Annotated in this window: 26 protein-coding genes; 13 read left to right on the top strand and 13 right to left on the bottom strand. The window is 72.1% G+C overall.

Translation table 11 applies throughout. From position 1 onward, the window contains the following. Nucleotides 1-11: 11 nt before the first annotated feature. Nucleotides 12-1,208 (bottom strand): SpoIIE family protein phosphatase, encoded by a 1,197-nt coding sequence (locus tag LCG91_RS02860; RefSeq protein ID WP_224442424.1) that lies wholly within the window; start codon nucleotides 1,206-1,208, stop codon nucleotides 12-14. 91 nt (nucleotides 1,209-1,299) lie between these two features. Between LCG91_RS02860 and LCG91_RS02855 the strand changes: the two genes are divergently transcribed. Beyond that, nucleotides 1,300-1,620 (top strand): hypothetical protein, encoded by a 321-nt coding sequence (locus tag LCG91_RS02855; RefSeq protein ID WP_224442423.1) that lies wholly within the window; start codon nucleotides 1,300-1,302, stop codon nucleotides 1,618-1,620. Nucleotides 1,621-1,697: 77 nt separating this feature from the next. On the opposite strand, the gene lepB is transcribed toward LCG91_RS02855, so the two are convergent. Then, nucleotides 1,698-2,327, bottom strand: a complete 630-nt coding sequence (lepB, locus tag LCG91_RS02850; protein ID WP_224442422.1) for a signal peptidase I — start codon at nucleotides 2,325-2,327, stop codon at nucleotides 1,698-1,700. Continuing rightward, nucleotides 2,324-2,848 (bottom strand): hypothetical protein, encoded by a 525-nt coding sequence (locus tag LCG91_RS02845; protein WP_058729157.1) that lies wholly within the window; start codon nucleotides 2,846-2,848, stop codon nucleotides 2,324-2,326. Before LCG91_RS02845 ends, lepB begins: the two co-directional genes overlap by 4 nt. Nucleotides 2,849-2,957: 109 nt before the next feature. On the opposite strand from LCG91_RS02845, the gene LCG91_RS02840 reads away from it, so the two are divergent. From LCG91_RS02840 to LCG91_RS02830, 3 genes are all read left to right on the top strand, one after another. Next, on the top strand, nucleotides 2,958-3,764 hold the full coding sequence (locus LCG91_RS02840; RefSeq protein ID WP_224442421.1) for an SDR family oxidoreductase: 807 nt from the start codon (nucleotides 2,958-2,960) through the stop codon (nucleotides 3,762-3,764). A gap of 63 nt (nucleotides 3,765-3,827) precedes the next feature. Then, complete coding sequence (locus LCG91_RS02835) at nucleotides 3,828-4,700, top strand: VOC family protein (protein ID WP_224442420.1); 873 nt, start codon at nucleotides 3,828-3,830, stop codon at nucleotides 4,698-4,700. A 162-nt stretch (nucleotides 4,701-4,862) separates the two neighbouring features. Next, nucleotides 4,863-5,429 carry a GNAT family N-acetyltransferase gene (locus LCG91_RS02830; protein WP_224442419.1) on the top strand — a complete coding sequence of 189 codons (567 nt, stop codon included), beginning with the start codon at nucleotides 4,863-4,865 and terminating at the stop codon, nucleotides 5,427-5,429. A 194-nt stretch (nucleotides 5,430-5,623) separates the two neighbouring features. On the opposite strand, the gene LCG91_RS02825 is transcribed toward LCG91_RS02830, so the two are convergent. Beyond that, nucleotides 5,624-7,150: a catalase gene (locus tag LCG91_RS02825; protein WP_224442418.1), complete on the bottom strand. Its 1,527-nt coding sequence runs from the start codon at nucleotides 7,148-7,150 to the stop codon at nucleotides 5,624-5,626. Between the two features lie 115 nt (nucleotides 7,151-7,265). Then, a complete protein-coding gene (locus LCG91_RS02820; protein WP_058730150.1) occupies nucleotides 7,266-7,709 on the bottom strand; it encodes a Fur family transcriptional regulator in 444 nt (147 codons plus the stop codon). A gap of 206 nt (nucleotides 7,710-7,915) precedes the next feature. Here LCG91_RS02820 and LCG91_RS02815 point away from each other — a divergent pair, with 206 nt between their 5' ends. Together LCG91_RS02815 and LCG91_RS02810 are read left to right on the top strand one after the other, a co-directional pair. Continuing rightward, a complete protein-coding gene (locus LCG91_RS02815; RefSeq protein ID WP_224442417.1) occupies nucleotides 7,916-9,532 on the top strand; it encodes an acyltransferase family protein in 1,617 nt (538 codons plus the stop codon). Between the two features lie 192 nt (nucleotides 9,533-9,724). Beyond that, entirely contained in the window at nucleotides 9,725-10,546 is an 822-nt protein-coding gene (locus tag LCG91_RS02810) for a cytochrome c oxidase assembly protein (protein ID WP_224442416.1), read from the top strand. A gap of 249 nt (nucleotides 10,547-10,795) precedes the next feature. Here LCG91_RS02810 and LCG91_RS02805 read toward each other — a convergent pair whose 3' ends face one another. Together LCG91_RS02805 and LCG91_RS02800 are read right to left on the bottom strand one after the other, a co-directional pair. Then, nucleotides 10,796-12,343: a DHA2 family efflux MFS transporter permease subunit gene (locus tag LCG91_RS02805; RefSeq protein WP_058750409.1), complete on the bottom strand. Its 1,548-nt coding sequence runs from the start codon at nucleotides 12,341-12,343 to the stop codon at nucleotides 10,796-10,798. Continuing rightward, nucleotides 12,340-12,948 (bottom strand): PadR family transcriptional regulator, encoded by a 609-nt coding sequence (locus LCG91_RS02800; RefSeq protein WP_224442415.1) that lies wholly within the window; start codon nucleotides 12,946-12,948, stop codon nucleotides 12,340-12,342. The genes LCG91_RS02805 and LCG91_RS02800 overlap by 4 nt, the downstream gene beginning before the upstream one ends. 146 nt (nucleotides 12,949-13,094) lie before the next feature. On the opposite strand from LCG91_RS02800, the gene purS reads away from it, so the two are divergent. The 4 genes from purS (at nucleotide 13,095) to LCG91_RS02780 (ending at nucleotide 17,486) form a co-directional block, all read left to right on the top strand. After that, on the top strand, nucleotides 13,095-13,346 hold the full coding sequence (gene purS / locus LCG91_RS02795; RefSeq protein ID WP_066652126.1) for a phosphoribosylformylglycinamidine synthase subunit PurS: 252 nt from the start codon (nucleotides 13,095-13,097) through the stop codon (nucleotides 13,344-13,346). A 5-nt stretch (nucleotides 13,347-13,351) separates the two neighbouring features. Continuing rightward, on the top strand, nucleotides 13,352-14,047 hold the full coding sequence (gene purQ / locus LCG91_RS02790) for a phosphoribosylformylglycinamidine synthase subunit PurQ (RefSeq protein WP_137768625.1): 696 nt from the start codon (nucleotides 13,352-13,354) through the stop codon (nucleotides 14,045-14,047). A gap of 38 nt (nucleotides 14,048-14,085) precedes the next feature. Next, nucleotides 14,086-16,467: a phosphoribosylformylglycinamidine synthase subunit PurL gene (gene purL / locus LCG91_RS02785; RefSeq protein ID WP_224442414.1), complete on the top strand. Its 2,382-nt coding sequence runs from the start codon at nucleotides 14,086-14,088 to the stop codon at nucleotides 16,465-16,467. 98 nt (nucleotides 16,468-16,565) lie between these two features. Further along, a complete protein-coding gene (locus tag LCG91_RS02780) occupies nucleotides 16,566-17,486 on the top strand; it encodes a 2-hydroxyacid dehydrogenase (RefSeq protein WP_224442413.1) in 921 nt (306 codons plus the stop codon). A 12-nt stretch (nucleotides 17,487-17,498) separates the two neighbouring features. On the opposite strand, the gene LCG91_RS02775 is transcribed toward LCG91_RS02780, so the two are convergent. From LCG91_RS02775 to LCG91_RS02765, 3 genes are read right to left on the bottom strand one after another with little or no spacing between them, the layout of a single operon-like run. Then, nucleotides 17,499-17,999 carry a GNAT family N-acetyltransferase gene (locus LCG91_RS02775; RefSeq protein ID WP_318010448.1) on the bottom strand — a complete coding sequence of 167 codons (501 nt, stop codon included), beginning with the start codon at nucleotides 17,997-17,999 and terminating at the stop codon, nucleotides 17,499-17,501. Then, nucleotides 17,996-19,192 (bottom strand): lactonase family protein, encoded by a 1,197-nt coding sequence (locus tag LCG91_RS02770; protein WP_224442412.1) that lies wholly within the window; start codon nucleotides 19,190-19,192, stop codon nucleotides 17,996-17,998. Before LCG91_RS02770 ends, LCG91_RS02775 begins: the two co-directional genes overlap by 4 nt. Beyond that, complete coding sequence (locus tag LCG91_RS02765; protein WP_058729807.1) at nucleotides 19,189-19,509, bottom strand: chorismate mutase; 321 nt, start codon at nucleotides 19,507-19,509, stop codon at nucleotides 19,189-19,191. The genes LCG91_RS02770 and LCG91_RS02765 overlap by 4 nt, the downstream gene beginning before the upstream one ends. Before the next feature lie 87 nt (nucleotides 19,510-19,596). Here LCG91_RS02765 and LCG91_RS02760 point away from each other — a divergent pair, with 87 nt between their 5' ends. Further along, nucleotides 19,597-20,004, top strand: a complete 408-nt coding sequence (locus LCG91_RS02760) for a DUF1304 domain-containing protein (RefSeq protein ID WP_202596829.1) — start codon at nucleotides 19,597-19,599, stop codon at nucleotides 20,002-20,004. Between the two features lie 215 nt (nucleotides 20,005-20,219). Here LCG91_RS02760 and LCG91_RS02755 read toward each other — a convergent pair whose 3' ends face one another. After that, nucleotides 20,220-21,236 carry an iron-siderophore ABC transporter substrate-binding protein gene (locus LCG91_RS02755; RefSeq protein ID WP_224442411.1) on the bottom strand — a complete coding sequence of 339 codons (1,017 nt, stop codon included), beginning with the start codon at nucleotides 21,234-21,236 and terminating at the stop codon, nucleotides 20,220-20,222. Between the two features lie 58 nt (nucleotides 21,237-21,294). On the opposite strand from LCG91_RS02755, the gene LCG91_RS02750 reads away from it, so the two are divergent. After that, entirely contained in the window at nucleotides 21,295-22,161 is an 867-nt protein-coding gene (locus LCG91_RS02750) for a shikimate dehydrogenase family protein (RefSeq protein WP_224442410.1), read from the top strand. Nucleotides 22,162-22,318: 157 nt separating this feature from the next. Beyond that, the gene (locus LCG91_RS02745) at nucleotides 22,319-23,698 is read left to right on the top strand and encodes an LCP family protein (protein ID WP_224442409.1); all 1,380 of its coding nucleotides are present in this window, start codon (nucleotides 22,319-22,321) and stop codon (nucleotides 23,696-23,698) included. Between the two features lie 48 nt (nucleotides 23,699-23,746). Here the strand turns inward: LCG91_RS02745 and LCG91_RS02740 are convergent, their stop codons facing one another. Beyond that, nucleotides 23,747-24,130: a YchJ family protein gene (locus LCG91_RS02740; protein ID WP_224442408.1), complete on the bottom strand. Its 384-nt coding sequence runs from the start codon at nucleotides 24,128-24,130 to the stop codon at nucleotides 23,747-23,749. Nucleotides 24,131-24,222: 92 nt separating this feature from the next. Then, on the bottom strand, nucleotides 24,223-24,663 hold the full coding sequence (locus LCG91_RS02735; RefSeq protein WP_224442407.1) for a hypothetical protein: 441 nt from the start codon (nucleotides 24,661-24,663) through the stop codon (nucleotides 24,223-24,225). Nucleotides 24,664-24,907: the final 244 nt, after the last annotated feature.

Below are 24,907 nucleotides of genomic sequence, written 5' to 3'. Positions count from 1 at the left end.
CAGCAGGAGCCTCAGTCGCGCGCGAGCACGACGACCGTCAGGTCGTCACCGGGATCGTGCTCGAGCGCGCGGGCGCGCACCCGGGCGAGGAACGGCTCGATCTCGGGCTCCTCACGCCACATGGCACCGAGCCGCGACAGTGAGGTCAGGGTCGAGTCCCAGAGCTCGAGCGCCCCGTCGCTGACGATCACGAGGACGTCGCCGGGCTCGAGCTCGAGCGACCCCGAGGAGCGGGCGAACCCCGCGGGGTGCAGCCCGATCGGCAGGTCGCTCGACAGGAGGGTCCGCTCGCGACCGTCGGCTCGCATCTGCAGCACGAGCCCGTGGCCGGCGTCGACGAAGTCCATCCGACCGCTGCCCGTGTCGAGTCGACCGTTGAACATCGTCGCGAACGACTCGGCGCGGCCGAGGTCCGGCCCCACCTGCTCGTCCAGCGCGGCGACGACCTGCTCCGGGTCCGCCGACGGGCGGGCGAGGAGCGCACCGCGGATCGTCGCCGCCAACAGCCCGGCGGACATGCCCTTGCCCATGACGTCGGAGACGGTCAGGTGCAGGGCCTCGCCGGCCAGGTGCCACTCGTGCAGGTCGCCGGAGACGACGCCGTGCGGGACGGACATGCCACCGATCCGGTACCCGGGCACCGCGACGGGTGCGGGCTGCAGGCCGGCGAGCACACCGCGCAGCCGGTCCTCGTCGGCACCGGCGGCGAGCTCGCGCTCCGCCCAGACGCCGAGTTCCTCGAGGAGTGCCAGGTCGTCCGGTTCGAGCGTGCGGGGCTGCGGGTCGACGAGGCAGAGCGTGCCGACCTTGACGGAGTCGTCGCCGACGCGGAGCGGGACACCCGCGTAGAAGCGGACGTTGGGGTCCTCGACGACCATCGGCATGTCCGCGTAGCGGTCGTCGGCGCGGGCGTCCGGCACCACCACCGGGCCGGCCTGGTCGAGCGTGCGGCCGCAGAAGGTGTCCTGCAGCGGGATGGTCGGGCCGAACACGGCGTCGCTCTGCTGCGACTTGATGGTGAGGACCTCGGCGCCGGCGAGGTTGAGGAACGAGCCGGAGACGCCGAAGGCCTCGCGGGCGATGCGGGTGATGCGCTCGAAGCGCTCCTCGGGTCCGCTGTCCACGACGTCGAGCGCGGCGACGAGGGCCGCGCGTCGCACGGCTGCTGGCGCTGATCGGGCGGAGGTCGGTGAGGTCTCCTGGTGCATGCAGTCAACGGTACTGGTCTCCCCCAGGAGCGCCCGTCCCCCGAACGGTGGACGTCGGGCCGTGCCACCGGGGGCGCGTACCCTCGGCACGGTGATCCGTCGTGTCCCGCTCGTGCTCGTCCTCGGCGCTGCCGCCGCACTCTCGCTGACGGGGTGCGGTGCCCACGACTCGACCGGGCAGATCTCGGTCACCGTGTCGTCGAACGCGGCCGACCGCCCCTACGAGGTCAAGGTCTTCGCCTCGACGGGCAAGCTCTCCGAGCACCAGCGGGTGTTCCCGGGTGGGACCGCGGACTTCGCCGGGGTCCCGCTCGGCGACGTCACCGTGCGGGCGGGCGACCTGTGCCCGGCGAAGGCGACGGTGTCGGACGACGACGTGACGCGGGTGACGCTCAGCACGACCGGCTGCTGACCACGCACGCCCAGCACGACCGGCTGCTGACCGACCAGCCCCACGGCGGCCCAGCACGACCGGCTGCGCCCCGGGGCTCACCGCGGGTCGGGCACCGCGTCCCACTCGTCGCCGTACCGCCCGAGCACACCCCACCGCGTCACCGGCCACGTCACGACGAACGCCCGCCCGACCACGTCGGCCGTCGGCACCGTCCCGTGGATCCGCGAGTCCGCCGACTCGTACCGGTTGTCGCCCATCACCCAGATCCGACCGGCGGGCACCGTGACGTCGAAGTCCTCCGCCGAGACCCGGTCCACGTCGGCGGGCCGCACAACGTACGGCTCGTCCACGGCGTGCCCGTTCACCGAGAGCCTCCCCTGCGCGTCGCAGCACGACACGTGGTCGCCCGGCAGCCCGATCACCCGCTTGATGAGGTCGTCGCCCTGCTCCGCCGTCAGCCACCCGCCCGGGTCGCGGAACACCACCACGTCACCGCGCCGGAGCGGCACGACGCCCGGCACGAGCTCGTTCACCAGGACGTTGTCCCCGATGAGCAGCGTGCGCTCCATCGACCCCGAGGGGATCGAGAACGCCCGCACCAGGTAGGCCTTGACCAGGAAGGACGCGAGCAGCGCGACGACCACGATGACCGCCAGGTCGCGCAGGAACCGCCACCCGGACCTCGAGGGGCGTCCGGCGCGGGACTCGTCCGTCGGCTCGCTCAATGCGTCAACACCACCTTCACCAGGCCGATCACGAAGGCCAGGGCGGCCAGCACGATGCCGCCCCAGAGCCCGAGGAACGAGGGCCGCCGCCCGCTGAAGCGCTGCAGGAACACCCCGACCAGCCCGATGCGGACGACCAGGATGACGATCGCCGCGGTCTGCGCCCACTGCGCCGGCAGCCAGTCGGCCCACGCCACGGCGTAGAGCACCGCCGGGATGAGGCCCGAGGTCGCGATCGGGTTCGCGTCGCGCATGATCGCACCGAAGGTCTCCCGGTGCTCGTCGTCGTCCCCGGTGTCACCGATGGTGTGCGCGACGAGGTGCGACAGCACGTGCGCCAGGTACGTCAGCACCGCCGTCGCGAGGACCGTGAGGACCGCGGCCCCGTGCTCGATCTGCTCCGGCCCCACCGCGATCGCGACGGCGAGCACGGTGATGTTGCCGTAGATGTACGAGGACATGCGGTCGCGCAGGCGGTCGACGGGGAAGGTCGACAGGTCGGGTCGGCGGGAGCGCGGCATCCTCCCATCCTGGCCCTGTGCCGCCGTGCCGCGCCGACGGGACACCGGGTGCGATGCCATCCTGGTCGGGTCGGCGCACGGACGCGCCGTCGGACGGGAGGCACGACCCATGACCCACGGACATCCCACCAGCGGGCCGGCCACCACCCGACCCCTCGCCCTGGTGACCGGCGTCGGTCGCCGCGCCGGGATCGGTGCCGCGATCGCCTCGCGGCTGGCCGCCGACGGCTGGGACCTCGCGCTGTCCTGGTGGGGACCCTACGACGAGCGCGTGCACGGTGCGGCCGACCCCGACGGGGTGGACGCGGTGGTCGCGAAGGCCGAGCGTGCAGGGGCGAAGGTGACGCGCCTCCCGGTCGACCTGGCCGACCCGGAGCAGGCGGCCGCGCTCGTCGGCCGCGCCGAGGCCGAGGCGGGCGCGCCGGTGACCGCCGTCGTGATGTCGCACTGCGAGTCGGTGGACTCGGACTTCGCGACCACCACGGTCGAGTCGTTCGACCGGCACCTCGCGGTGAACGTGCGCGCGCCGTTCCTGATCGTGCAGGCGTACGCACGGCGGCTGCGCGAGGGAGTCGCCGCACCGGAGGACCGTCGGCGCGTCGTCGCGCTCACGAGCGACCACGTCGGCTTCAACCTGCCGTACGGCACGAGCAAGGGCGCCCTCGACCGGCTGATCGTCGGGGCCGCGATCGAGCTCGGGGACGTCCGGGTGAGCGCGAACCTCGTCAACCCGGGGCCGAACGACACCGGGTGGATGACCGACGAGATCCGCGAGGCGGCCGTCGCCCAGACGCCGCTCGGCCGACCGTCGATGCCGACCGACACCGCGGCGCTCGTCGGGTTCCTGCTCGGACCGGACGGCGGGTGGGTGAACGGGCAGCTCCTCAAGACGGACGGCGGCTTCAGCGCGAAGTGACGTCCGACGGGCGCGCTGGCGCATTTGGTTGACGCGTCAACCATTCGGGCGCACACTGGGGGCATGCACACGCAGGACCTGCTCGCAGCCGACACCGGGATGGGCGCCGTCACGCTCCGGGTCGCCGACCTCGACACGATGGTCACCTACTACCGGGACGGCGTCGGGCTCTCGGTGCTCACGATCGCGGGCGGCACCGCCGTGCTCGGTCGCGGGACGACGCCGATCGTGATCCTCGAGCACGCTCCCGCGATGCGGCACGCCGCCCCGCACGAGGCCGGCCTCTTCCACACCGCGATCCTCTTCGACACGCAGGCCGACCTGGCGGCGGCGCTGTACTCCGTCGCGACGAAGTACCCGCGGACCTTCACGGGCAGCGCCGACCACCTGGTGAGCAACGCGTTCTACTTCACCGACCCCGAGGGCAACGGCGTCGAGCTGTACTGGGACCGCGACCGCACGGAGTGGTCGTGGACGCACGGCATGGTCGACATGGCGACCATCTACGTCGATCCGAACGCCTTCGTCCAGGAGCACCTGACCCAGGACGCCCTGGAGGCCGCGGCGTCCCGCCCCGGTCGTGTCGGGCACGTGCACCTGTCCGTCGGGGACGTCGCCACCGCGAAGGCGTTCTACGTCGACCGGCTCGGCTTCGCCACGACCGCGGCGATGGGCGACCAGGCGCTGTTCGTCAGCGCGGGCGGGTACCACCACCACATGGCGATGAACACGTGGAACTCCCGCGGCGCCGGGCGTCGGCAGCAGGCCCTCGGGCTCGGGCTCGTGCGGATCGAGGTGCCGGGGGCGGACGACCTCGGGGCGCTCGTGTCCCGGATGCACGACACCGGAGTGCAGACCGCGGACGACGGCCGGACCGTGGCGTTCGAGGACCCGTGGGCGAACCGCATCGAGGTGACGGCGCCCGGTCGCGGGTGATCACACCAGGCGCAGCTTCGTTCCACGCCGGGCGCGCGCCGGGTCAGTTCCGCGCGAGTCACTTCCGCGGAAGCGACAGTCTGCTGCCGACCGTCCGCGGCGATCTGTCGCTTTCGCGGTGAGGACTGCCGTGCGCGCAGGCGCACCCGGCAGGATGGGACCGTGAGCGAAGACATCCGGTGGGAGGTGGTCGAGGAGAGCGCACTGACGCTCCCCGACCACGAGGCGATCGCAGCGATGCTCGGGCAGGCGTTCCCGAGCTGGTCGCACTGGTACGTGGGCGGCCGTGACTACGCCGGCATGCAGCCCGAGCGCCGGGTGGTCGGCTGGGGTGCGGACGGCACGGTCCTCGCACACGTCGGGATCCGCCGGATGTTCATCACGGTCGGCGGGCAGGACGTCCTGGTCGGCGACACCGGCATCGTCGCCGTGTCGCCGAGACTGCAGGGCAGCGGCGTCGGCCGGGAGCTCCTCGTGCGCACCCGGGCGGTCCTCGAGGGACTCCGCGTGCCGTACGGCTTCCTCGGCGCCGGCGAGGACCGCATCCCCTTCTACGCCCACATGGGCTGGCACGAGGTCGACGGGGTGGTCGGCACGTTCTCGGCCTTCACGGCCGACGGCGTCGGCGTGAACGAGACGGAGCAGGGCGGCTGGATGGTCCTGCCGGTCGAGGCGCAGCTGGAGGACTGGCCGACGGGCGAGATCATGCTGAACGGCCAGCAGGTCTAGGCACGAGGACCGGGCCCCGCCACCAGCCGGCGAGACCATGCTGAACGGCCAGCAGGTCTCGACACGAGGACCGGGCCCCGCCGCCACCAGCCGGCGAGACCATGCTGAACGGCCAGCAGGTCTCGACCCAGCACGACGACGGACGGGAGGCACGGTGCCAGCTGGCACCGTGCCTCCCGTCTGCGTCTGGCTGGCTACGCCTCGACCGCGACCTTCTCCGGGTCCTCGTTCGAACCCGGCGCGCTCGGCGCGACCGCGGCGCGCACGCGCGCACCCAGGTCGGCGTCGACGCTCGTCCAGTACGCGAAGACGCGCTCGCGCAGGTCGTCGCGCGTCACCTTCGAGACGTGCCCGGCAATGTTGCCGACCAGGCGCTCACGGGCGGCGTCGTCGAGGACCTCGCGGTAGAGGGTGCCCGCCTGGCCGAAGTCGTCGTCCTCGGGGTGCAGCGTCGCGGCCGAGCGCTGCAGCGCGCCGTCGGACTCCCAACCGGGGACGTCGTCCGTGGCGGACGGGTCGGCGTGCGCGCCGCCCTGGGTGTTCGGCGCGTACACCGGCACCTCGGCCTTCTGAAAGTCGAAGCGCATGGCACCGTCCTTCGAGTACGAGTGGACCTCGTTCTTCGGGGCGTTCACCGGGAGCTGCGCGTGGTTGGTGCCGACGCGGTACCGCTGGGCGTCCGCGTAGCTGAAGATGCGCGCGAGGAGCATCTTGTCGGGGCTGGCCGCGATGCCGGGCACGAAGTTCGACGGCGCGAACGCGGCCTGCTCGATCTGCGCGAAGTAGTTCTCCGGGTTGCGGTTGAGCTCCATCGTGCCGACCTCGATGAGCGGGTAGTCCGCGTGCGGCCACACCTTCGTCAGGTCGAACGGGTTGAAGCGGTAGCTCTCGGCGTCCGCGTACGGCATGACCTGCACCTTGAGGACCCACTTCGGGAAGTCCTGGCGCTCGATGGCCTCGTAGAGGTCACGGATGTGGAAGTCGGCGTCCTCACCGGCGATGCGGTCGGCGTCCTCCTGCGTCAGGGTCTTGTGGCCCTGCTGCGTCTCGAAGTGGTACTTCACCCAGAAGCGCTCGCCCTCGGCGTTGATCCACTGGTAGGTGTGCGAGCTGAAGCCGTCCATGTGCCGCCAGCTCGACGGCAGACCACGGTCACCCATGAGCCACGTCACCTGGTGCGCGGACTCGGGCGACAGGGTCCAGAAGTCCCACTGCATGTCGTGGTTGCGGAGGTGGCTGCCCGGCAGGCGCTTCTGCGAGCGGATGAAGTCCGGGAACTTGATGCCGTCGCGGATGAAGAACACCGGGGTGTTGTTGCCGACGAGGTCGTAGTTGCCCTCCTCGGTGTAGAACTTCAGCGCGAAGCCGCGGGGGTCGCGCCAGGTGTCCGGGGAGCCCTGCTCGCCGGCGACGCTCGAGAAGCGGGCGAGCATCTCGGTCTGCTTGCCCGGCTGCAGGAACGCGGCGCGGGTGTACTGCGACACGTCGTGCGTGACGGTGAAGGTGCCGAACGCACCGCCGCCCTTGGCGTGGACGACGCGCTCCGGGACGCGCTCGCGGTTGAACTGGGCGAGCTTCTCGACCAGGTAGTGGTCGTGCAGGGCGAGGGGGCCGTCGGCGCCGACACCCATCGAGTGCTGGTCGCTCGAGACGGGGGCGCCGGAGTTGGTCGTCGTGGTGGGGGTGCCGGCGGGGCCGGTGGGCGTGTTCTGGTCGGACACGGTTCCTCCTCAGGTGGAACGGTTGGTTCGGTCAGGGTGGTTCGGGTTGCTCGTGGGGCGCGCCACGTGGGTGCGGGCGTGCCGGGCGGTGGTCCGTCGGGACGGGGCCGCCGGATCAGGCCGTCGCGACCTCGGTGTCGTCGCGTTCCGCGGCCGCGCAGCGCTCGCAGATGCCCCAGTAGGTGACCTCGGCGGTGGTGACGGCGAAGCCGTGGGTCTCCGACGGGGTCAAGCACGGGGCGTGGCCGATCGCGCAGTCGACGTCCTCGACCGCGCCGCACATCGTGCAGACGATGTGGTGGTGGTTGTCGCCGGTGCGCCGCTCGTACCGCGCAGGGCTGCCGGCGGGCTCGATGCGGCGCACGAGACCCGCACCGGTCAGGGCACCGAGGACCCCGTAGACGGCCTGGTGGCTCGTCGTGGGCAGCTCGGCTGAGACCGCGGTGAGGATGTCGTCCGCGGTTGCGTGCGGCATCGCCCCAGAGGCACGCAGGACCGCCAGCCGCGGCGTCGTCACCCGCAGACCGGCGGACCGGAGCAGGTCGGCGTCGGCGTCCATCGATCTCTTTCTCTTGCATCGGTCAAGACAAGCTCCACCGTACATGTTCTACGGGCCCTTGCCCAGGGCGGGTGCGCTGCGCGTGTCGTGGTGCAGCGCGCACCGTCCTGGTCGCGCATTCCCCTGGCGGCATACGATGTGTCACGATCCGGTCGCGATCCGCTGGGACGACGCTGATCTCCGCGGTCCGGCGCTAGCGTCGCGGCATGTCCACGAAGCAGGGGCCTTCGTCGCGGATCGACTCCGCGCTGGCCGACAGCGCTCAGGACGTCCGGGGGATCATCGCGCAGCGGGACCTGGTCGTCGACCTCATCCGGACGGCGTGCGTCGTCCTCGTCGTCGTCGTGCACGTCACGATGGTCGGGGTGGCGGTGTCGCCCGACGGCATCGGCGTCACGAGCCCGTTGCAGGAGTCGGCCTGGTACGTCCCCGCGACGTGGGTGGGCCAGGTCATGCCGCTGTTCTTCGCCGTCGGCGGGTTCGCGAGCGCGGTCGGATGGCGGAGCACGCTCGCCCGGGGCGGCGGCGCCCGTGACTTCGTGGCGACACGGCTCGTGCGGCTCTTCCGTCCGTCGATCCCGCTGTTCGCGGTGCTCACGATCGGCCTCGGCATCGCGACGGCACTCGGGACGCCCGCTGACCTGCTCGCCGAGGTCGCCTTCGGCATCGGCTCGCCGCTCTGGTTCCTCGCCGCGTACGGCATCACCCAGTGCTGCGTCCCCGTGATGGCACGCCTGCACGAGCGGGCACCGTTCCGCACGCTCGGTGTCCTGCTGCTCCTGGCGGTGGCGGTCGACGCACTCCGGTTCGCCACCGGGACGGCCGAGGTCGGGCTGCTCAACCTCGGCCCGGTGTGGCTGTTCGCGCAGCAGCTCGGGTTCCTCTGGGCGGACGGCTGGTTCGCTCGCCGCTCGAGGGCACTGCTGGCGGTGGTCGCGCTGGCGGGCTACGCGCTCCTCGTGCCCCTGACGTCGGTCGGGCTCTGGGCGCCGGACATGCTGCAGGACCTCAACCCGCCGATGCTCCCGTTGGCGCTGCTCGCGGTGTCACAGGTCTGCCTCGTGCAGCTCGTGCACCGACCCCTCACCCGGCTGATGCAGACCCGACCGGCGCAGGCGACGGTGTTCGTGCTCGGACGGGACGGCATGGCGATCTACCTCTGGCACCTGCCGCTGTACATCGCGCTGAACGGCGTCGCCCTGCTGCTCGCCGTCCCGTTCCCCGACCCGGGGTCGACGACGTGGTGGGCGACGCGGCCGATCGCGGTCGTCGTCGTGCTGGCGGCCGCGATCGGGGTCGCCAGGGCGCTGCGCCGCTGGGACCGGCCGCTCCCCCGGCTGTCCGACGGTGTCGACCGCCCGGGGTGGCCCCTCGTGGCCGTCGCCGCGGTCTGCACGATCGGCCCCGCGTTCGTCGTGATGCAGTGGCACCTGTCGTTCGGTGTCGCGCTCCTCGGTGCGGTCGCCGTGCCGATCGGCGTGTGGTTGCTCGGCCGGACCAGGTCCGGTGGGGCGGCTCCGGGCGCTCCGGTCGGTCCGGTCGGTCCGGTCGGTCGGGGCGCTCCGATCGACCCGGGCGCTCCGGCCGGTCCGGGCGCTCTGGCCGGTCCGGGCGCTCCGGCCGGTCCGGGCGCTCCGGCCGGTCCGGGCGGGGGCGCTCCGGTCGGTCCGGTCGGTCGGGGCGCTCCGATCGACCCGGGCGCTCCGGCCGGTCCGGGCGCTCTGGCCGGTCCGGGCGCTCCGGCCGGTCCGGGCGCTCCGGCCGGTCCGGGCGCTCCGGCCGGTACGGGCGCTCCGGTCGCAGGGCGGTCCGTCGACAGCTGAGTCGATCCTCACCGCGGCCGTCGACGAGCGGGGTCGTCGCGGGGGCGAGCGGGCGGAGGATGACGGAGCCGGGCGATCCCGTCCGGCCGGCCCGTCCCGCTGGTCCGGCTCGTCCGGCCCGTCTCCTGGAGGCTCACCACGCCCGAACCCGCCGAGTTCTGGAGCACCTGGCACGTCGATCCCCTGGCCGCGGTGCTGCTGGCGGTCGCCGTGGTGACCTACGGCTGGTGGCTCGTCGGGGCCCGACGCCGAGGGGCCCGGTGGTCCGCCTGGCGCTCCCTGTCGTTCCTGGTCGCCCTGGTGCTCTTCGCCGTGCTGCAGTTCGGCATCGTCGGCCGGTACGACCAGGAACTCCGCTGGGCCTTCACGCTCCGACTCGCACTGCTCTTCTTCGCGGTCCCGACCTTCGCCGCCCTGGCTGCTCCGGTGTCGCTGCTCCGGCTCGGCGGCCCCGCGCGGTGGTCCGCCGCTGCCGACCGGGTGATGCACTCGCGTCCGGTCCGGGTGCTCGGCAACGCGATCGTCGCCCCCGTCGTCGGACTCGTGCTGTTCGCGGTGCTGCTCACCCCGCTGTCCTCGGGCATCCGCGAGTCGGGCGTCTGGGCGGCGCTCATCACGGTGTTCGTCCCGGCGCTCGGGTTCACCGTGCTCGGGCCGCTGTCCGAACCCGGGGTGCTGCGGAGTTCGACCTTCGTGACGGTCGAGTTCCTGCTCGCCTTCGTGGAGCTGCTGCTCGACGCGGTGCCCGGCATCGTGCTCCGGGTGTCGAACCACGTGCTCGACGGGTCACTCGTGCACGCCGTCGGGCAGCCGTGGTTCCCGTCCCCGCTGCGCGACCAGCACCTGGCGGGCGACCTGCTCTGGTTCATCGCCGAGGTCGCCGACGTCCCGGTGCTCGTGATGCTCTTCGTACGGTGGCAGCGGACGGACCGCCGCGAGGCCCGCTCGGTCGACGCCCTGTCCGACGAGGAGATGGCCGAGCTGACCCGGGCGCACCTGCAGCGCCGGGGGTGACGCGGGCCGCGGCGCGGGGCGCGGCGGGTGTGGCGGACGGGTGTGGCGGGCGCCCGGCCCACGTCCTGCGATACGACACTCGTCGATCGACACGCGCGATGTCGATCCATGCACTCGAATTCGGTACGCCCGCATCGTGCGACGTTGCACGCGTCGATCGACACGTGCAACGTCGCGAACCGGCCGCCCCGCGAGCGCGAACCGGTCGCTGGGCGAGCCCCCGGCATCAGCGACCCGAGTCCCCCGGCGTCAGCGCGCCGCGGCCTCCGGCTCCGCAGCGTCCGGCTGCGTCTCGACCGCCCCGGTCTGCTTCCACGCCGTCGTCTGCTTCGGCTTCGCCAGGAACAGCGCCGCGACGATGGCCGCCACGAGCACCACGGCCGGCAACAGGAGCGACTGCCCCATCGACGTGGCGAACGGCTGCTGCAGGAACTCGGGCAGTGCCCCGACCTGCTGCTCCGCACCGCCGCCCGAGCCCGTGCCCGCACCGGACGGGAAGTTCGCCGTGATGCGCGCCTCGATCAGCGCCGCGATACCGGCCGAACCGAGCACCGCACCGATCTGCCGCGTGGTGTTGTAGACGCCCGACCCGGCACCCGCGAGCGCCGGCGGCAGGTTGCGCGTCGCCGACACCGAGAGCGGACCCCACATGCAGGCGTTCGCGAGCCCGAGCAGTGCACTCGGCAGCAGCGTCCAGCCCCAGCCGGCGCCCGACCAGAGCAGGGCGCCGAACCAGAACAGCCCGCCGGAGAAGCACGCCAGGCCGAACGAGCCGACCCAGCGCGGGTTCCACTTGTTGAGGTTCTTGCCCACGAGCGGTGCGAGCGCGGCGGACAGGACGGCCTGCGGCACGAGCAGCAGCGCGGCCTGGGTCGGCGAGAAGCGCAGGACGTCCTGCGCCCAGAGCATGATCGGCAGCGCGAAGGAGGAGATCGCGACACCGACCGCCGTGATGGCGATGTTCGCGAGCGTGAAGTTACGGTCCTTGAACAGGCCGAGCGGCAGCAGCGGCTCGCCCTTCTGCACGCCCTGCCAGACGACGAACGCGGCGAGCACGACGATGCCGGTGATGATCAGCGACCACACCGAGACCGGGCCCGTGATGGTGCCCCAGTCGTAGGTCTCGCCCTCCTGGATGCCGAACACGAGCAGGAACATGCCGACGGCGCTGAGCACGATGCCCAGGTAGTCGAAGCGGTGTCCGTGCCGCTCGAAGCGGGGGACGAAGCGCTGCGCGAGCACGAACGCGACGACACCGACGGGGACGTTCACGAAGAAGATCCACTCCCAGCCGAAGCCGTCGACGAGCAGCCCGCCGACGATCGGCCCGACGAGCGAGGCGACACCGGCGACGGCACCCCAGAGACCCATCGCAGCGCCGCGGTTCTGCGGCGGGAAGATGCGCGTGATGACCGCCATCGTCTGCGGGGTCATCATCGCGGCACCGAGGCCCTGCACGACGCGGGCGACGATGAGCACCTCGATCGACCCGGCCAGGCCGCACCACAGGCTCGCGAGGGTGAACACCACGAGCCCCGTCTGGTACAGCACCTTCGGGCCGAAGCGGTCACCGAGGCGTCCGGTGATGAGCAGCGGCACCGCGTAGGCGAGCAGGTAGGCGCTGGTGACCCAGATCACGGCGTTGATGTCGGCGTCGAGCGCCTGCGCGATCGTGGGTGTCGCGACCGACACGATGGTCGAGTCGACGAGGATCATGAAGAAGCCGACGACGAGTGCCCACAGCGCGGGCCACGGCTTCTTCCCGTGCTGCAGGTCGGCGGACGTGGTGGAGGTCATCGAGTGGTGTCCTGGTCCTTCTGTGGTGCTGGGTCGGGGACGGCGGGGCCGTCCCAGGGGATGTCGCCGCTCGCGATCCGGTCGGCGGTGGCGGTCAGCCACTCGATCTGCGCGGTGAGCATGCCACGGACGTACGACACGTCGAGCCAGTAGCGCTCGGCGAGCTGCTTGGCCTGGAGGCCCGTGGCGGCTTCGTCGTACCCCGCGCGTTCCGCACGGAGCGCCTCAGCGCGGGCGCGCAACGCGGTCACCGCGTCGGTCGCGGTCAGGTTGTCGACGTGGGAGACCGCGAGCTGGAACTCGGGGTACTCGTCGGCGGGCTCGGCGATCATGCGGCGGAGCCCGGCGTCGAGCTCCGCACGGCCGTGGTCGGTGATGGCGTAGGTGGTGCGCTCGGGACGGTTGCCCTCGCGCGCGGTCCCGAGGGCCTCGGCGTACCCGAGGTCCACGAGCCGTCCGATCTGGTGGTACAGCGTGCTCGGCCGGACCTTGACGTTCTGGTCCTCGTGCCGGTGGAGCATCGTCTGGAACATCTCGTACGGGTGCATCGGCGCCTCGGCGAGCAGGCCGAGCGCGGCGAACGCGAGGGGCGTGAGCGACGCCATCCGTGCCTCCAGACCATGTTCGCGTGCGATTATTCGACTTGGAACATACGCCTTCGACGACTTCTCCACAAGCGGCCCGGCGCGCCGTGCGCGGCCCGTAGACTGGTGCCGTCCCACCCAACCCACCCAAGCGCTGGAGTGAACACGTGCCAACCATCGTCGTCGAGGTCATGCCCAAGGCAGAGATCCTCGACCCCCAGGGCAAGGCGGTGGGCAACGCCCTCGCCCGTCTCGGCAAGGCCGACCTGACCGACGTCCGCATCGGCAAGCGCTTCGAGATCGCCGTCGACGGCCCGGTCGACGACGCGAAGCTGGCCGAGGTCCGCGACATCGCGGCGGACGTCTTCTCGAACGCCGTGATCGAGGACGTCGTCTCCGTCACCGTGCAGGACGCGTGACGCGGATGCGCATCGGCGTCATCACGTTCCCGGGCTCGCTCGACGACCGCGACGCCCAGCGTGCGGTCCGCCTGGCCGGAGCCGACCCCGTCGCGCTCTGGCACGGCGACCACGACCTCCAGGGGGTCGACGCGATCGTGCTCCCCGGCGGGTTCTCGTACGGCGACTACCTGCGTGCCGGCGCCATCGCGGCGAAGGCCCCGATCATGGCCGAGGTCATCGACGCCGCCGGCAAGGGCATGCCCGTGCTCGGCATCTGCAACGGCTTCCAGATGCTCGCCGAAGCCCGTCTCGTGCCCGGCGCGCACACCCGCAACGCGCACCAGCAGTTCATCCGGCGCGACCAGAAGCTGCGGGTCGAGACCACCGGCACGGCGTGGACCTCCGGGTTCAGCGCCGGGCAGGAGATCACGATCCCGCTGAAGAACGCGGACGGCCGGTTCGTCGCCGACGCCGACGAGATCAAGCGCATCGAGGACAACGGCCAGGTCGTGTTCCGCTACGTCGGCGTGAACCCGAACGGGTCGATCGACGACATCGCCGGCGTCTCCAACGAGCGCGGCAACGTCGTGGGGCTCATGCCGCACCCCGAGCACGCGACGGAGCCCGGGTTCGGCCCGGACACCCCCGCGGCGATGGCCTCCGGCACGGACGGCCTCACCTTCTTCACCTCCGTGATCGAGTCGACGCTCGTCAAGTGACGACGACGCCGACTCCAGTGACAGGGAACGACACCACCGTGACGAACAACGTCCGCCCGAAGCCCGACACCGTCCAGGACGCCGCAGCCACCCCCGACAAGGAGCAGCCGTACGAGGCGCTCGGGCTCAAGGCCGACGAGTACGCGAAGATCCGCGAGATCCTCGGCCGCCGCCCCACCTCGGGCGAACTCGCCATGTACTCCGTCATGTGGTCGGAGCACTGCTCGTACAAGTCGAGCAAGAACTACCTCCGGCAGTTCGGCAAGAAGGTCACGCCGGAGATGACGAAGAACCTGATGGTCGGCATGGGCGAGAACGCCGGTGTCGTCGACGTGGGCAACGGCTGGGCGGTGACCTTCAAGGTCGAGTCGCACAACCACCCGTCGTACGTCGAGCCGTACCAGGGCGCCGCGACCGGCGTCGGCGGCATCGTCCGCGACATCATCTCGATGGGTGCACGCCCGGTCGCCGTGATGGACCAGCTCCGCTTCGGCGCGATCGACCACGAGGACACGGCGCGCGTCGTGCACGGCGTCGTCGGCGGCATCTCGTTCTACGGCAACTGCCTCGGCCTGCCGAACATCGGCGGCGAGACCTACTTCGACCCGGTGTACCAGGGCAACCCGCTCGTCAACGCGCTCGCGGTCGGCGTCCTGCGGCACGAGGACCTGCACCTGGCGAACGCATCCGGCGCCGGCAACAAGGTCGTGCTCTTCGGCGCCCGCACCGGCGGTGACGGCATCGGCGGTGCCTCGATCCTGGCGTCGGACACCTTCACCGAGGGCGGCCCGACCAAGCGGCCGGCGGTCCAGGTCGGCGACCCCTTCGCCGAGAAGGTCCTCATCGAGTGCTGCCTCGAGCTCTTCCAGAAGGAGCTGGTCGAGGGCATCCAGGACCTCGGTGCCGCGGGCATCTCCTGCGCCACGAGCGAGCTGGCGTCGAACGGCGACGGTGGCATGCACATCTCGCTCGACGACGTCCTGCTGCGCGACCCGACGCTCACGGCAGAGGAGATCCTCATGTCCGAGAGCCAGGAGCGCATGATGGCGGTCGTCCGCCCCGAGAAGCTCGACGAGTTCCTCGCGGTCGTCGGCAAGTGGGAGGTCGAGACCAGCGTCCTGGGCGAGGTCACCGGCACCGGCCGGCTCGTCATCGACTGGCAGGGCCAGGAGATCGTGAACGTCGACCCGCGCACGGTCGCCGTCGACGGCCCGGTGTACGACCGCCCGGTCGCCTACCCGTCCTGGATCGATGCACTGCAGGCCGACACCGCCGCCTCGCTCGAGCGTCCGGCCGACGGCCCGGCGCTCAAGGCGCAGTTCCTGCAGCTCCTCGGGTCGCCGAACCTGGCGTCGAAGAACTGGGTCACGAACCAGTACGACACCTACGTGCTCGGCAACACCGCGCTGTCCTTCCCCGACGACGGCGGCATGATCCGCGTCGACGAGGAGACCGGCCTCGGCGTCACCGTCGCGACCGACGCGAACGGCCGCTACTGCCAGCTCGACCCGAAGCAGGGCGCGCGCCTGGCGCTAGCCGAGGCGTACCGGAACGTCGCCGTCACCGGCGCCGTCCCCGCAGCGGTCACCGACTGCCTGAACTTCGGCTCGCCGGAGAACCCCGAGGTCATGTGGCAGTTCTCCGAGGCCGTCGAGGGCCTGGCGGACGGCTGCATGGAGCTCGGCATCCCGGTCACCGGCGGCAACGTGTCGTTCTACAACCAGACGGGCACCACCCCGATCCACCCGACACCCGTCGTCGGCGTGCTCGGCATCATCGAGGACGTCGCCCTGCGCGTGCCCTCGGGCTGGCAGGACGACGGTCACAACGTCTACCTGCTCGGTACGACGAGCCTCGAGCTCGACGGCTCGGCGTGGGCCGGCACCGTGCACGGGCACCTCGGCGGTCGTCCGCCGGCGGTGGACCTCGCGCAGGAGAAGGCCCTGGCCGAGCTCCTGCAGGCGGCCTCCGGCGAGCAGCTCCTGACGAGCGCCCACGACCTGGCGGACGGCGGCCTCGGCCAGTCCCTCGCCGAGTCGGTGCTGCGCTTCGGCATCGGCGTGCGCGTGGTGCTCGACGAGCTCGAGGAGCGTGACGGCGTCGACACGGCGACCGCGCTGTTCTCCGAGTCGACGGGTCGTGTCATCGTCACCGTCCGCCGCGAGGACGACGTGCGGTTCCGCGGGCTCTGCGAGGGCCGGGGCTTCCCGGTGCTGCGCATCGGTGTGACGGACGCCTCGTCCAGCTCGCTCGAGGTGCAGGGCGCGTTCGAGGCGTCGATCGACGAGCTGCGCGGGACGCACGACGCGACGCTGCCGGCACGGTTCGGTGACGTCATCGTCGAGGACGTCACCGAGGGCTACGTCGGGCGCGGGCCGCTCGACGACCACGGCTCGTTCTCGCCGCGCACCGACAGCTGACCGCCCGCCAGCAGACGGCCGACAGCACCCGCCGACGGCGGTCAGCGCGAGCTGACCGCCGTCGGTCCGTCACGACACCTCAGGAGCACCCCGCGCGCATGCCGATCGTCACCCTGCCCTTCGCGGAGCTCGTCGACCGGTTCGGTCCGGTTCCGGACGGCGTCGAGCTCGACGTCTGGGACGTCGAAGGCCCCTACGACCGACCTGACGACGTGGCGATCACCCTGCTGCCGTTCTACTTCGCGGGTCGTCACCGGTGGCAGTTCGTGCACGACCTCCCGAACCTCCGGCTCCTGCAGCTCCCGAGTGCCGGCTACGAGCACGCGCTGCCGCACGCTCCGGCGCACGCCCAGGTCGCGAACGGCCGGGGCATCCACGACGACGAAACCGCCGAGCTCGCGGTCGGGCTGGCGCTGACCTCGCTCCGTGAGATCCACACCTTCCAGGCCGATCGCACGGCCGGGGTGTGGGACGTCCGCACCACCCGCTCGCTCGCCGATCGTCGGGTGACGGTCGTCGGGTACGGCGCGATCGGGGCCGCGATCGCCACCCGGTTCGAGGCGATGCGGTGCGACGTCACCGTCGTGGCACGCACGGCACGGGAGCAGGACGGTCGGCACGTGCACGCCTTCGAGGAGCTCCGGGACCTCGCTGGCCGGACCGACGTCCTCGTGCTCATCACCCCGCTCACCGACGAGACCGAGCACCTGGTCGACGCCGACCTGCTCGCCGCACTGCCCGACGGCGCCCTCGTGGTGAACGTCGCGCGGGGACGGGTCGTCGACACCGATGCCCTCGTGTCGGAGCTCGAGCGCGGCCGACTGTCGGCAGCGCTCGACGTGACCGATCCGGAGCCGCTCCCCGCCGGGCACCCGCTCTGGACGACCCCGAACACCGTGCTGACGCCGCACGTCGGTGGCAACACGGACCTCAGCGTGCCGCGGACCCTCGAGCTCGTGCGGCGGCAGGTGTCCGCACTGGCTGCCGGTCACCCGTTCGCCAACGTCGTTCACGGCTGACGCCCGGCTCCGTCAGCGCAGCGGCAGCGCCATCCCCAGGCTCGGCGCGACGTCCTCGAACCCGAGCGACCGGTAGAGCCGCTGCCCGGGCGGATCCCCCACGAGCGTGACGTACGCCCCCTCGGGCGCACGTGACCGGATGTCCGCCACGAGCCACTCGACGACGGCCCTGCCGAGCCCCCGGCGCTGGTGGTCCGGATCGGTCGCGATGTCGGCGATGTGGAAGTACCACCCGCCGTCGCCGATCGTGCGGCCCATCGCGACGGGCACGTCCCGGTCGTCGACCACGTGCACCGCTGACCAGCTGCCGGCGATCGCACCCGCGCCCTGCTCGGCGTTCTTCGGCGACAGGCCGGAGTCCCGCCGTAGGCGCAGGTAGTCGTCGAGCGGCGGCGGGCCGACCACCAGGCGGTACCCGTCGGCGAGCACCGCGGACGCACCCGCCGCAGCGCCGACCCCGGCCCCGCCGCCGACCCCGGCCCCGGTCCCGGCCCCGCTGCCGACTCCGGTCACGACCGCGCGCCCTCCGGCACCGGCACGATGCACGCGGGCGACCCGACGGCGATCTGCGCCACGGCCTCGCCCGGCACACCGTCCTCTCCCACGGGCAGCACGGCGATCGCATCGGACATCTGGTTCGCCACCAGCAGGTACCCGGGCACCTGCGCGAAGTGCCGCGGCCAGACACCGCCGCACGAGGTCGACCCGACGGCCGTCAGGCCGTCGTCCGCGGTGTCGAGCACGACGATCAGGTCTCGACCGCGGACGGCCACGACGACGCGTCCGGCCTGGTCGACCTCGACGTGGCTGAGGAGCGACTCCCCGACCTCGCCGTCGAACACCGGCGCCGAGGCGATCGGCCGCAGTGTCCCCGACTCGTCGCGGCGCAGGCGGTACACGCGCCCGTCCAGCTCCCCCGCGACGACGAGGTCGGCGCCGCCCCCGACACCCGCCCCGGCGCCGCCCCCGGCACCCGCCTCGGCCGCGCCGCCGGCACCGGCACCGGCACCGGCACCGAGCCAGGCCATGTGCCGCGGCCCGACCCCGGGCCCGAGGTGGTGTACGCGGACGAGGTCGATCGCCGGCTCCGCCGTCACCCGGAACTCGTGGAGCGCATCGCCGCCGAGGTCCGCCACGAGCACGGTGCCGTCGGGCGACGCGATCGACTGGTGCGCGTGCGGCCCCTCCTGCCGGTCCTCGACGGGACCCTCGACGTCGGGCAGCACGCCGGTGACGACGGCCGACTCGGGGACGACGACCCGGTCCGCGCTGCCGTGCGCACCGACGACGCCGTCGCTCGCGGTGACCGATGCGGCGTACGACTCCGCGGCCTCGAGCGACACCGCGGTCACGGTGCCGGAGACGTAGTTCGTGACGACGAGCGAACCGGAGGGGTCGACCCGCACGTGGCAGGGGGCGTCACCTCCGGCGTCCGCGTCCCACCGGTGCTCGAGCGAGCCGCCGGCGTACCGGAAGGCCGAGACGCTGCCGTCGGCCGTCTCGGACACCGCGTAGACCCGGTCGCCGGACAGCGCGAGGAACGACGGGTCGTCCATCACGGCGACGGTGGCGGCGGTCGATCCGTGCACGACCGAGATGCCGGTCGCGTTCCCGCCGCCCGTCGCGGTGTACGACCCGACGAGCAGGTGCAGGTCGGCGAGGTCGGCCGGGAACCCGTCGGCCGCCGCTGCCGCGCCCCCGCTCACCGCTCGCCGCCGGCGATGCGCTCGTGGTGGTGGATGACCTCGGCGACGATGAAGTTCAGGAACTTCTCCGCGAACGCCGGATCGAGGTGCGACTCGGCGGCGAGCTGTCGGAGCCGCGCGACCTGCACCTGCTCACGACCCGGGTCGGCGGCCGGCATGCCCGCGCCGGCCTTCAGGTACCCGACCCGCTGGGTGTACTTGAAGCGCTCGGCGAGCATGTGGATCACGGCGGCGTCGATGTTGTCGATGCTCTGCCGGATGCTCGCCAGCTCGGCGACCGCATCGTCGTGGACGGGCGTGGACTCGTCGGCACTCATGGCCAGAGCCTACCGGCGGTGCCCCGTCGCGAGGGCTCCGTGACGGGCGGACACGAGCACGGCTCCGGGGCTGCGAGAATGGAGGCCATGTCGGTCCTGCTCGTGATCTCGGGCGTGTGTGCGGTCCTCGCGGGCCTCGTGCACGTGTACATCTTCTTCCTCGAGTCCGTTGCGTGGACGAGTCCTCGCGTGCGCCGCACGTTCGGCATCGCCTCGGAGTCCGAGGCGCAGGCCACCCGCTCCCTCGCCTTCAACCAGGGCTTCTACAACCTGTTCCTCGCCATCGGCGCGATCCTCGGTGTCGTCCTGGTCGTCGCGGGCAACGGCGCCACCGGCTGGACCCTCGTGGTGTTCTCGACGGCGAGCATGCTCGGTGCCGCGGTCGTCCTCGCCGGCACCGGCCGCCGCTACCTCAACTCGGCCTTCGTGCAGGGCTCGCTGCCGCTGATCACCCTGCTCTTCGCCTTCATCGGCTCCACCTTCACCGCCGCGTAGCCGTCCGCCGGCGCCGGACGCGCGGAACGGCACCCGACGCGCGGAACGGCACCCGACGCGCGGAACGGGACCCGACGCCGGACGGGAGGCACGGTGCCGGCCCGCACCGCGCCTCCCGTCCGACGGCCGGTCACCCGTACCCCCGTGCGAACGCAGCAGACGCCGGGTCGCGACCCGCGACCCGGCGTCTGCCGGACTCCCCCTGTGGTCGTCGGTCAGCCGACCTTCTTCGCGAACTCGTCCGGCAGGCGGTCGAGCGCCCACTCGATCGCGGCGGTCGTCCCGAGCGAGAACGCGGCGGACACGTCCGGGTCGTCGACGACGATCGAGTGGCCCTCCTGCACCGACGGCACCTTCTGGAACAGCGGGTCGGACTCGGCCTTCGACGCCTCGACGTAGATCGGCAGGATGACCGTCAGGTCGGCGTTGAGCAGGTCGAGGTTCTCCTCGGACAGGCTCACCGAGAAGGCGTCGCCGGCCTGCTGGTCGATGGCCTTCGGGATGGTGAAGCCGAGCTCCTGCATGAAGGTGGAGCGGCTGTCCTTCGAGGCGTACGCGCCGAAGCCGTCCGCCGTGTAGGCGCCGACGACGGCCGTCTTGCCGTCGAACTCGGGGTGCGCCTTCCGCGCCGCGGCGTACGCGTCGTCGAGGTCGGTCAGCAGCTTCTTGCCCTCGGACTCCTTGCCGAGCGCACGCGACACCAGGTCGACCTGCTGCTCGGTGGTGGTGAGGTAGTTCTCGCCACCCTTCGGGATCGCCACGGTCGGCGCGATGGCGGAGAGCTTGGCGTAGCGGTCCTTGTCGCCCGAGCTCTTCGTGTCGAGGATCAGGTCCGGCTTGAGCTTGAGGATCTGCTCGTAGCTGGGCTCGAGCGTCTGGATGATCGTCGGCTTCTTCGTGTACGCGTCCTTGAGCCAGGGCCCGACACCGTCGCCACCGAAGGCGAGCCAGTCGCTCGCGCCGACGGGCTGCACGCCGAGCTCGAGCGCGGTCTCCGCGTCGCCCCAGCCGAGGGCGACGACGCGCTTCGGCTGCGAGGGGATCTCGGTCGTGCCGAGCGCGGTCTGGATCGAGACGGGGAACGCGCCGCCCGAGCTCGAGGCGTCGTCGGACGCGGCGGGCGACGAGGAGCCGGAGGTGCATCCGGCGAGGACGAGGGACGCGGCGACGACGGCGCCGGCAGCCGCGAGCACGCGGCGGACGCGGCGCGCTGAGGGGGAGGTTCGGATCACGCAGGTAAGGCTATCCTAAGAACCGCACCCGCGGACGCGGAACGGCTAGGCTCCGGACGTGGAGTTCACCGACCCCGACCGGACCCGGCTGGCCGTGCTGGGCTCCCCCATCGCGCACTCGCTCTCCCCCACGCTGCACGCGGCGGCCTACGACGTGCTCGGGTTGCCGTTCACGTACGGGAGGCACGAGGTCGCCTCCGGTGGGCTCGACGCCTTCGTCGCGGGGCTCGGTCCCGACTGGCGCGGGCTCAGCCTGACCATGCCGCTCAAGCGGGACGTGCTGCCGATGCTCGACCGCACCACCCCGCTCGTCGACGAGCTCGGGGTGGCGAACACCGTCGCGTTCCGGCAGGAGGGCGACCGGGTCGTCCTGGCCGGCGCGAACACCGACGTCGAGGGCATCGTGCGTCCGGTCGAGGCGCTCGGACACCTGCCGGGCGAGGCCACCATCGTGGGCGGTGGGGCGACCGCGGCGAGCGCCCTCGCGGCTGCGGTGCGACTCGGGGCCGTCGACGTGCGGCTGTTCCTCCGGGACACCGCGAAGGCCGGGCCCCTGGTGGAGCTCGCGGTGCGACTCGGGGTGACGCTCGAGGTGCTGCCGATCGACTCGCTGCCCGGCACTCGGCACGGGTTCCTCGTGTCGACCCTGCCCGGTGGCGCTGCGGACGCACTCGAGCTCGTGCCCTCGGGGCCGGACGCGGTGCTGTTCGACGTGGCCTACGAGCCGTGGCCGACCGCGGCTGCCGGACGGTGGGGTGCCGCCGGAGGCCGGGTGCTCAACGGGCTCGACATGCTGACGGAGCAGGCGATCGGGCAGATCCGGTTCTTCGTGAGCGGCGACGAGTCCGAGCTACTGCCGGACGAGGCCGAGGTGCGGCGGGCGATGCGGCGTTCGGTCGGGCTGCCGGACGCGATCACGGGCTGAGCGCTCCTGGACCCGCCCCTGAGCGAGTCCGCACCTCGCCGGCCCCGCACCACACCGATCTCCCCGAGGGATGTGGCCACGATGACGGTCACCGACACCCCGCCCCTGGACGTCGGCGCGACGACGCCGCGCTGACGGCCGACCGACCGGAGATCTCGTGCACGATCACTCGAACACCGCGGCCCGCTCGGCCCGCGCCGCCCACCGCCGCGGCCCGAGTCGCGCGCAGGTCCTCCGCCGCCGTGCGTTCACCGTCGTCACCGCGGTCGCCGCCCTCGCGCTGGTCGGCGGCGGCGTCGCGGTCGCGCGGACGGTCGTCGACCTGGACACCGGTATCCACCGATCGGACATCCACCTGCCGGTCGCCGGCGCATCAGCGGGCAGCAGCGCGGTGCCGCAGGCTCAGGGGGAATCGAACATCCTGGTGATGGGGCTCGACAGCCGTCGGGACGAGGACGGCAACGTGCTCCCGGCCGCGACCTACCAGGCACTGCACGCCGGGGACGGCTCGGACGGCGGGTACAACACGAACGTCCTCATGCTCATCCACATCCCCGCGGGCGGTGGACCCGCGATCGGCATCTCGATCCCGCGCGACGACTGGACGACGCTCCCCGGCGCTCCGGACGGCAACGCCACGGGGAAGATCAAGCAGGCGTACGGCTACGAGCTCGACCAGACGCTGCGGCACATCGTGAACACCGAACCGGGGGTGTCGCACGACGACGCCTACCAGCAGGCCCGGTCGGCCGCGCGGCAGGAGGAGATCACGACGGTGTCGCAGTTCCTCGGCGGTGTCCCGATCAACCACTTCATCGAGGTCACCATGGCGGCGTTCTACGACATCGCTCAGGCCGTGCAACCGATCCAGGTCTGCCTGAACGAGACGACCTCGGACACGTACTCCGGTGCGGACTTCCACCAGGGGCTGCAGTCGCTCGACGCATCGCAGGCGCTGTCGTTCGTCCGGCAGCGGCGCGACACGAGCGGTTCGGGCGTCGAGCTGACCGATCTCGACCGGGAGCGCCGCGAGCAGGCGTTCATCGTCGCGCTCGCGTACAAGCTCCGGCACGAGGACGTGCTGACGAACTTCCCGCTCGTGCAGCACCTGATCGACACCGCGAAGCAGGACATCGCGCTCGACTCCGGGTTCGACCTGCTGTCCTTCGCCGGGGACGCGCAGCGGTTCGCCGGCGGCGGCATCACGTTCCAGACGCTCCCGATCGTCCGGTACGGGGTCGAGGACGGTCAGGACGTGAACATCGTCGACCTCGCGCAGATCCGGTCGACCACGGCAGCGCTGATTGCTGCGTCCGACCACCCGGGCACGACCGCCTCGGCGACGCCGACCACGGGCGGGCCTGCTGGTGGCGGGACGACGACCGGTGGGACGGGCGCCAGCGGGACAAGCGCTGGGAAGGCGCCCACCGGCGGGACGAGCGCCGGTGCGTCGACCGCGGACGGTACGACCCCCTCCACGACCACGACGAGTGCCGCGCAGCCCCTCGCCTCCGGCGGGATCCCCTGCGTCAACTGACCGGGAACGAATGGTCAGACGACCACGCCGTCGACGGTGAACCTGTGGTCAGGCGACGACGCCGTCGAGGTAGAACCACCGCCCCTGCTCGCGCACGAACTCGCTGGTCTCCTCGAGAGTCCCGCGGTCGTCGTCGGTGCGCCACCACGCGCGGAAGGCGACCTGCCCTGCGGAGTCGAACGGGCCTCCCGACCGGGTCGACACGATGTCCAGCCGTGTCCAACGCTGCGCCGGGTCGAGCGTCAGCTCATCCGGCCGGGTGCGTGGATGCCACGTGAGGAGCAGGTACTCCGGCAGGCCGAGGGCGAATGCGCTGAACCGAGAGCGCATCAGCCGCTCGGCGGTCGGGGCGGCGGCGCCGGCGTGCAGGGGCCCGCAGCACTCGCCGTAGGGGTTGCCGCTCAGGCAGGGGCAGCGCTGTTCGTCGTCCACCCGGGCACGGTAGCAGCGTCGGACCGCGCGGCCAGGACGCGAGGTCCGGGCCTCCACGGGGCTCTTCGAGCCAGGACGTCGACACTCACGTCTCAGTGGCGACGTCGTTTGCCCGGCGGGCTCCCGTGCTCACCGGACAGCAGCGTGATCTCGGGCTGCGCCGCGAGCACCGCGTCCTGGATCCGCCGCGCCACCTTCCGCGAGCAGATCGTCTCGGGGTACTCCCGCTCCCCGTCGCCGATCGTCAGGACGAGCATCCGGCAGTACCGGTACAACGGGTCCAGCGGACTCTGTGACCCACGGTTGAGGCTGCCGCTGTACCCGTCGATCTCCAGGCACCGGACCCGCTCGAGTCGGATCCGCTTGTTCCACCACCACGAGCGGATCCAGATCTCCTCCGGTCCGACGAACACACCCATCGTCGAAGCACGGACGAGCATCAGGACGAACGGCGAGGCGAAAGCCACCTGCTCCCAGTGCAGACCGAATCCGGCGATGCTCGCAGCGATACCCGGCGCGAAGACCACAGCCAACGAGACCGCTACCCACGCTGGCCCGCTGCGGGAACCACGTACCCGGGTGAGCCGCATCCGACTCACCATGCCCGATCCCCTGTTGCTGTGCGACGCAGTCCCGCGCCAGCGCAACGGCGCCGTCCTGGCCACATCTGTTCCGGACCGGGATCCGCCCCGACGTTCAGGACGTTCTGCGTGTGCCGGTACCGTCCGCTTCCGGTATCGGGGGAAGAACCGTCGAGGCGCCTCGGCACGGCCGCAG

This window comes from Curtobacterium sp. TXMA1 (assembly GCF_020162095.1).
Classification (GTDB): Bacteria; Actinomycetota; Actinomycetes; order Actinomycetales; family Microbacteriaceae; genus Curtobacterium.
Note: the sequence above shows the minus strand (reverse complement) of the source record. Positions and strands in the feature narration are given on the sequence as shown.

What these genes read in the sequence shown, in the direction of transcription:
- LCG91_RS02860 (WP_224442424.1), bottom strand. Translation starts at nt 1,208, where the DNA reads ATGCACCAGGAGACCTCACCGACCTCCGCCCGATCAGCGCCAGCAGCC.
- LCG91_RS02845 (WP_058729157.1), bottom strand. Translation starts at nt 2,848, where the DNA reads ATGCCGCGCTCCCGCCGACCCGACCTGTCGACCTTCCCCGTCGACCGC.
- LCG91_RS02840 (WP_224442421.1), top strand. Translation starts at nt 2,958, where the DNA reads ATGACCCACGGACATCCCACCAGCGGGCCGGCCACCACCCGACCCCTC.
- LCG91_RS02835 (WP_224442420.1), top strand. Translation starts at nt 3,828, where the DNA reads ATGCACACGCAGGACCTGCTCGCAGCCGACACCGGGATGGGCGCCGTC.
- LCG91_RS02820 (WP_058730150.1), bottom strand. Translation starts at nt 7,709, where the DNA reads ATGGACGCCGACGCCGACCTGCTCCGGTCCGCCGGTCTGCGGGTGACG.
- LCG91_RS02815 (WP_224442417.1), top strand. Translation starts at nt 7,916, where the DNA reads ATGTCCACGAAGCAGGGGCCTTCGTCGCGGATCGACTCCGCGCTGGCC.
- LCG91_RS02805 (WP_058750409.1), bottom strand. Translation starts at nt 12,343, where the DNA reads ATGACCTCCACCACGTCCGCCGACCTGCAGCACGGGAAGAAGCCGTGG.
- LCG91_RS02800 (WP_224442415.1), bottom strand. Translation starts at nt 12,948, where the DNA reads ATGGCGTCGCTCACGCCCCTCGCGTTCGCCGCGCTCGGCCTGCTCGCC.
- purQ (WP_137768625.1), top strand. Translation starts at nt 13,352, where the DNA reads ATGCGCATCGGCGTCATCACGTTCCCGGGCTCGCTCGACGACCGCGAC.
- LCG91_RS02780 (WP_224442413.1), top strand. Translation starts at nt 16,566, where the DNA reads ATGCCGATCGTCACCCTGCCCTTCGCGGAGCTCGTCGACCGGTTCGGT.
- LCG91_RS02765 (WP_058729807.1), bottom strand. Translation starts at nt 19,509, where the DNA reads ATGAGTGCCGACGAGTCCACGCCCGTCCACGACGATGCGGTCGCCGAG.
- LCG91_RS02760 (WP_202596829.1), top strand. Translation starts at nt 19,597, where the DNA reads ATGTCGGTCCTGCTCGTGATCTCGGGCGTGTGTGCGGTCCTCGCGGGC.